At 50.9% G+C, this 6,792-nt stretch carries 6 protein-coding genes; 3 read left to right on the forward strand and 3 right to left on the reverse strand.

The window, feature by feature from the left end; genetic code table 11:
* Positions 1 to 189: 189 nt before the first annotated feature.
* Positions 190 to 567: a YybH family protein gene (locus OB13_RS17175; protein ID WP_461491410.1), complete on the forward strand. Its 378-nt coding sequence runs from the start codon at positions 190 to 192 to the stop codon at positions 565 to 567.
* 108 nt (positions 568 to 675) lie between these two features.
* Here OB13_RS17175 and OB13_RS17180 read toward each other — a convergent pair whose 3' ends face one another.
* Positions 676 to 2,874 (reverse strand): M3 family metallopeptidase, encoded by a 2,199-nt coding sequence (locus OB13_RS17180; protein ID WP_461491411.1) that lies wholly within the window; start codon positions 2,872 to 2,874, stop codon positions 676 to 678.
* A 124-nt stretch (positions 2,875 to 2,998) separates the two neighbouring features.
* The gene (locus tag OB13_RS17185; RefSeq protein WP_461491412.1) at positions 2,999 to 4,699 is read right to left on the reverse strand and encodes a T9SS type A sorting domain-containing protein; all 1,701 of its coding nucleotides are present in this window, start codon (positions 4,697 to 4,699) and stop codon (positions 2,999 to 3,001) included.
* A gap of 154 nt (positions 4,700 to 4,853) precedes the next feature.
* On the opposite strand from OB13_RS17185, the gene OB13_RS17190 reads away from it, so the two are divergent.
* Positions 4,854 to 5,312 carry a hypothetical protein gene (locus OB13_RS17190; RefSeq protein WP_461491413.1) on the forward strand — a complete coding sequence of 153 codons (459 nt, stop codon included), beginning with the start codon at positions 4,854 to 4,856 and terminating at the stop codon, positions 5,310 to 5,312.
* A 4-nt stretch (positions 5,313 to 5,316) separates the two neighbouring features.
* Positions 5,317 to 6,057 (forward strand): class I SAM-dependent methyltransferase, encoded by a 741-nt coding sequence (locus OB13_RS17195; protein ID WP_461491414.1) that lies wholly within the window; start codon positions 5,317 to 5,319, stop codon positions 6,055 to 6,057.
* An 85-nt stretch (positions 6,058 to 6,142) separates the two neighbouring features.
* Here the strand turns inward: OB13_RS17195 and OB13_RS17200 are convergent.
* On the reverse strand, positions 6,143 to 6,792 hold a 650-nt coding region (locus OB13_RS17200), incomplete at its 5' end, for a porin family protein (protein WP_461491415.1).

The raw sequence follows: 6,792 nt of genomic DNA on the forward strand, positions 1-6,792 counted from the left end.
TTTTAACTCAACAAATAACGAAGCGTTTTTTCTCCCGTAAAATAAAGGCAAAGATGTATCCCTCCGCTTTTCTGTTTGAGTAACATTCACCCTATCGATTTGGCATCCGACCTGGTCAGGCCATTTAGCACAAACTTATGATTGTCAATTCTATAACCTAAAATAATTCGATGTATGGCATCTATGAGCATGGACATTACTGCAGAGATAAGAAGCATGAATGACAAATTCGAAGCTATGGTTCAACAAAATGATGCCAAAGGAATGGCTAACCTGTATACCGAAGACGGTATGCTGCTTCCTACAGGCAGCAACATCATTCAAGGCAGAGAGGCCATCACTGATTTTTGGCAAGGCGCTATGAAAATGGGTGTCAAACAGGCAAAACTGGATACCCTGGAAGTAGAGCAGTATGATAACACCGCTATTGAACTTGGGCAGTATACCCTGAAAGCTGAGGGAGACCAGGAAATAGACAAGGGTAAATATATCGTTGTCTGGAAAAAGAAGGACGGACAGTGGATGTTACAGAAAGATATCTTTAACAGCAGCATAACTCCCGCCTAAGTAGTAACCAGTTGTATCCAAAAATCAGAAAGCCGTGCAAACGAAGCTTGCACGGCTTTCCGGATCATCCTAATTGCTTTCTACAAATCGGAATACAATGGAACAGGTTTATTTTTTGGACTGCCCGCCGGGAAGCGGGAAACCACGGTCACGCATCAGTGCGTCGATCTTGGCATCGCGGCCGCGGAACTGACGGTAGGCCTCTGCCGGATCCATCGAGTTGCGGGGAGCAAACAGGTATTTCACCAGTTTGGCTGCCACGTCCTTGTCATAGAAACCGCCCGGCGCTTCTTCGAAGGCTTCTGCTGCATCGGAAGTCAGCACGTCGGCCCACATGTAACCGTAGTAAGCCGTGGCATAGCCCTCGCCTGAGAACACGTGCCCGAAATGTGGCGAACGGTGACGCATCACGATCTCTTTTGGCATGTTCATTTTGGCCAGTGTTTCCCGCTCAAACTTGTCAGGGTCCAGGTTTTCAGGATCGGCCAGGTGGAAGTGCATGTCCATCAGGGCAGAAGCCAGGAACTCAGTCGTTTCAAAACCCTGGTTGAAAGTAGCAGCCTTATTGATCTTGGCTACCAGTGCTTTCGGCATCGGCTCACCTGTTTTGTAATGCTTCAGGAACTGGTTGATCACCTTGTCGGTAGACAACCAGCGCTCCAGCAATTGCGACTGGAACTCGGTGTAGTCACGCACCCCGCCGTTCAGGGTCGGGTATTTCACGTTCGAGGATAGGAAGTGCAGCGCGTGGCCAAACTCATGGAAGAAGGTCGTCGCATCGTCCCAGGAAACCAGCATCGGCTCGCCCGGAGCAGGTTTCACAAAGTTGGAGTTGTTGGATGCCAGTACGGTCTTTTTGCCATCAAAAGTGGTATGGCTACGGTAAGGCGATGCCCAGGCACCGGAGCGCTTGCCCTGACGTGCGAATGGGTCGAGGTACCATAGACCGATGTGCTGGCCAGAGGTTTTGTCCGTTACTTCCCATACCTTCACATCTTCGTGGAATACCGGTACGGAGCCTTCCGGAACCGGCGTGAATTTGAAGTTGAACAGCTCACCTGCCGTAAAGAACATGGCCTGCGTCAGGTTGCCCAGCTCCAGGTACTGCTTCACTTCATCAGAGTCGAGGTCATACTTCTCCTTGCGCACTTTTTCGGCGTAGTAGCGGTAGTCCCAGGGCTCGATGGTGATCTTTGTTTTGCTGGTTTTGTTGGCAACTTTCTGCATGTCGGCTACTTCTTCTTTGGCACGGGCAATGGCAGAAGGCCATACCGCGTTCATCAGATCCATCGCCGCCTCAGGAGTTTTGGCCATGCGGTTCTGCAGGCGCCACTCGGCATAGTTGTCGTAGCCCATCAGCTTCACACGCTCGTTGCGCAGCTTGAGTATCTTTTTGATGTTCTCGTTGTTATCGTTCTCATCGCCGTTGTCGGCGCGGGAATAATAGTTCTTCCATACCTTCTCACGCAGCGCACGCACGTCTGAGTAGGTCAGGAACTGGTCCATGGACGAACGGGTGTTGGTTACGGCATACTGACCTTCTTTGCCACGGTCTGCAGCTGCTTTGGCAGCTGCTTTCACAAATGATTCCGGCAGGCCGCTCAGCTGGTCTTTGGTAAAGTATACCACATACTTTTCTTCATCTGCCAGGATGTTGTTGCCAAAAGCAGTGTAAAGCGAAGAGAGCTCCTTGTTGATCTCGGCATAGCGCTTCTTGGCTTCCGGGCTCAGGTCAGCGCCTTCCATGGCGAAACCTTCATACACCAGTTGCACCACGCGCTGCTGGTCGGCAGGCAACGGGTTCTTTTGGGAGTTTTCGTAAACTGTTTTGATGCGCTGGAACAGCTTTTCGTTCTGAGAAATCTTGGAGCTGAACTCCGATATTTTCGGTGCCAGCTCTGCCTGCAGCGTGCGGAACTCAGGGGTAGAAAGGTTGCTTCCCCAGATGCTGTAATACGTAAACACACGGCCCAGCTCTTCACCAGCTCTTTCCATCGCCTCGATGGTATTCGCAAAAGTGGCAGGCTCCGTGTTGTTGGCAATGGCTTCGATCTCCGCCAGGTTAAGTGCCATTCCTTTTTCCATCGCTGGTTTCAGGTCTGCCAGGTTCATTTGATCGAAAGCCGGTACGCCGCCATAGGGCCCGGTCCATTCTTTGAGCAGTGGGTTGGTTTCCGCCTGCTTTTGTACAGCAGTGGACTGCGTCTGCTGAGACTGCTCCTGGGTCTGCACGGAGGTGCAGCTGGCCAGGGCCAGCAAAGCCAGCAATCCCGATTTCTTGCCGGCTAATATGATCTGATTTCCCATTAGATAGTTGAAAGTGAATAAAAAGAGCCTTCTACAGGCCCTGTTACTGATTAATTCAAGCACAAGATACGAAAAAACAACTAAACCTGAGCTGGTATCCGTGCCCGGCTGGTTAAAAGCGGGCTCACTCCCGGAGCACTTTCATCAGTTGCTGTTGGCTCTCCGTCCGGACAGACAATAGGTAAATACCTGGTGACAAAGGCACTTCCGTTAGAGACAACTTATTCTGCCCGAGCTTAAGATTAAACTGTTGGGAAAAAATTGTTTTCCCCTGTAGATCATAAAGCATGATTGTGGCTTGTTCCGCTCCGTTGGCGCTTATCTGTACCTGCAGGTGATTTCGGAAAGGGTTAGGAAAGGCCCGGAGCGAAAGCGTATTTGCCAGCGTTGCGGGTTGCACGACCCGCACTGGCCCCAGAGTCTCCTCACCGGAGTAGTCTACCTGCCGCAGGCGATAATATACCTGATCCGAGTTGTAGCGATAAATGTCTTTGTCTGTAAAAGCATAGCGGCTTTGCAGCTGCGTGGTGCCTCTGCCTGGTACAGTACCGATCGGAGCAAAGTCAGCTCCATCCGCGCTCGCTTCTATGGTAAAGTAAGCATTATCGGTTTCGGAGGCTGTGATCCACTGCAGCAGCACATCATCGCCGACCGGCCTGGCAGCAAAACTATGCAATTCAACGGGTAGAGGTATAACCGGATTGCTGGCCAGCACTCCAACGGCATGCGTAGCACTGGAAGCCAGTACCACAATATCTTCGCTAAAGTTAGCTTTGGTACTGGTCGCATTATTTAAAGATCCTGCCATCAAGGTCAGCTGCGTAGTGAATTGAATGTCAGAAATCAGAGCTTCCTTGTACAGGATATTTCCACCACTATCCTGCGAGGTATAGATCACAATTACCTTGTCTCTCGATTCATCCAGAACGACGATAGGCCGGGTACCTGTTTTGGAAACCTCGTATAAATTATCCCAACTGCCCGAAGGACGGCGCACCAGCAGGGCAATCTCCGGATAACTCCTGTTATCGTAACTTGTTTTAACGGCACAGTAAAGCGTGCCGTCGCCGGCCACAGCCATGTTCATGTGATCATCTGCCATTCCGTTGCCTATGGCAAGCGCAGACTGGGAGGCCGGTACCTCGTCAGCAGACCAAACAGTGGGGTCATCCCCGTCCGCATGTGTTTTAAACCCAAACCTGTCTGTGTTCTGGTTGGACCACAGCACCCCTATTTTGCCAGGCAAAGCAATAATGGCGCCCAGGTCATCCGACGTAACGCCCGATGCGACCGTGATCAAGGAACTCCATTTGTTGTAGGGAGAATCGCTCCATTGCACATGAATACTGGAAGATCCATCGGAAGCAAGCCACATTCTGCCTTTTCCATCCATCTCAATAGTGGCGGTTTCTGCTTTATCATTAAATTTGAGCCCGGCTGTACCCGTTCTTTTAGACCAAAACTGATAGGTGTCTGACGAAGCCTGGAATTCTACGGATGCCAGCTCCGAGCTACCTCCCTGGAACAGCAATATATGCGCCATATTCCCTACCAGCTTACAATCTGCCTTACTCGTAGTTTTATCAGAAAGCTTCAACATACTTGTCCAGGTGGTGCCATCCAGCCGCCAGAGATGGGTACCCGTTGCATTGGGCAGTACGGCCCAGTGTTTGCCATTGTAGGACCAGACTTTTGATTGTGGCTTCTCACTTGTATTGGTGCTGATCTCAACCGGTTGAAGATTTGTTATATCAGCAAACTGAGCGAACGAACTAAATGTATGTACCAGAAAGCAAGCTACTAAAATCGTAAGTTTTCTTATCATAGCATACCACTATTAAGTTTCAGGCAGCGCTTTCAGGCGAGCAAACATAACATTAGCCATATATTACGATTCAAATTATTAATTGTTATAAATATAGATTCCCTATACCTATTATTCCCAAACGTATACAACCATTAAAACCCAACAAGAAGAAATGCAGGAAAGACACATACGCGATAAACAAGCGATCCAGCAGTTGTACAACACCACCCTGGCAGAACTGGCACAACAGATCCATCAAAACTTAGCGGCGGTTATACCTCTATTCAACGACTTCGGGCTGGAACGCATCATCGATACCTGGACCAAAGACCCGGCTGCCGGCTCAGCTGTTGAAGTCAGCATAGAGAATGGGAACGTACAGCAGGTCGGGCTGCGCCTGCGCCTCGAAGGCTTTCAACGGGCGGGTGCTGAGGCATTCGATGTGACCAAGGATCTGCTCTTTAAACTGGAGCGCAACTTTTACATCGTCGGGCCGGATAAGAACATCAACTGGCTCGAAAAAGATTACCTGCAGCGGTGGGACAAATCCGAGTATGAGCAGATAGCCGGAAAGTGGAGCGAAGAACTGATCGATGAGATTACACAACGACTTGACAACCTGACCCAATGACCGTATGAAAAGCGCCTCTCCTACTGCCTGGCTCTGCCTGTTGCTTTTGCCGCTTTGCCTTCAGGCAACTTCCTGCCAGGCGCAACAGGAAAAAGTTGCGACAAGCGGCTATACCTCCAAAGTCCCCGCTTCCGGTGGCACTGGCAAGGTATACATGGGCCGCGAAATAGCTGCCATTATGACCGCAACAGGCGGCAGCTGGCTGGACCGGAATACGCGCCTGGAAGAGGAAAACTCGCTGTTGGCCATCGAGAACATGCCGTTGCAGCCCCACAGCGTGGCAGCCGATCTGGGAGCAGGAACAGGTTTCTATACCTTCCGGGTAGCGCCTAAGGTCCCGGCGGGAAAAGTATACGCCATAGAAGTACAGGACAGGTTCATCTCGCTGCTGAAGGAAAGACAGCAGGAGCTTGGTCTCAGGAATGTGGAAGTCGTGAAAGGCGAGAGCCAGACACTTCGTTTGCCAGAAAACTCCCTGGACCTGGTCTTCATGGTGGATGTATACCATGAGCTGGAATTCCCCCGCGAAATGCTGCAGGCTATACACAAAGCCCTGAAGCCCGACGGCAAACTGCTGCTGCTCGAATACAAGGCCGAAGACCCGGACGTACAGATCAGGGAATTGCACAAGATGACCGTAGCCCAGGTAAAAAAGGAATTAAGCGCCAACGGGTTCAGGCTCCGCCGGCAGGAAGATTTTCTGCCGATACAGCATTTCCTGCTCTTTGAGAAAGTAAAGCAATAGGCAGCTTCTGCTTTCGCAGAAACAAAGAAGCCAGCCCTGCATTCTGGCAGGGCTGGCTTCGCTTAGGTATACCAGGAATAAAATCTTAACGTCCGGACGGGAATTTCAGGCCGAGCGTGAGCATAAATACCGAGTGGCGGGCGTTGGTCAGGTCCCCATCAAAATGCACATCATCCTTCACAAAATCAGTGAAAGCCCCGTTGTAGCGCAGGCCCAGGCTGATCCCGTTGCTGGCTGCAAAACCAACCCCGGCGGCGTAGCCTACCTCAAATTCGGATAATCCGGATTTGCTCTTTTCTTCGGTGGTACTCGATATCTGAGTCCCGTTGCCATCGTAAATTTCGGTCTTATTATTTACGCTCAGCAGGTAGCCCAGCTGCGGACCCAGCTCAAAATAAACGGGACCAGCCTTGATATTGGCCAGCACCGGCACGTCCAGGTAGTCGTACGTAACCGATCCTTCTCTCCTCCTTTGCTGCAACAGCACGGTGGTGTATTCTTCCCCGCTGTTTTTGAAGCCTTTGCGGGAGTACAGCACCTCCGGCTGGATGGACACGAAATTCTGTACAACCGGGAAATTCAGCAGAAGGCCCCCATGAAAGGACACTTTGTTGTCAAACTGCGCTTCGTCCCGTAGGTCGCCTGATAAGTTGGTCAGGTTACCACCCGCCCTCACACCAAAAGTTGCCTGCGCCTGTGCTGCTGTAAAAGAGCCTATTGCCAGGGCAAATACAA

It is taken from the genome of Pontibacter sp. HJ8, assembly GCF_054824225.1.

Excerpts from the sequence above, each read along its gene's own strand:
- OB13_RS17175 (WP_461491410.1), top strand. The coding sequence starts at position 190 with ATGGACATTACTGCAGAGATAAGAAGCATGAATGACAAATTCGAAGCT.
- OB13_RS17180 (WP_461491411.1), bottom strand. The coding sequence starts at position 2,874 with ATGGGAAATCAGATCATATTAGCCGGCAAGAAATCGGGATTGCTGGCT.
- OB13_RS17185 (WP_461491412.1), bottom strand. The coding sequence starts at position 4,699 with ATGATAAGAAAACTTACGATTTTAGTAGCTTGCTTTCTGGTACATACA.
- OB13_RS17190 (WP_461491413.1), top strand. The coding sequence starts at position 4,854 with ATGCAGGAAAGACACATACGCGATAAACAAGCGATCCAGCAGTTGTAC.
- OB13_RS17195 (WP_461491414.1), top strand. The coding sequence starts at position 5,317 with ATGAAAAGCGCCTCTCCTACTGCCTGGCTCTGCCTGTTGCTTTTGCCG.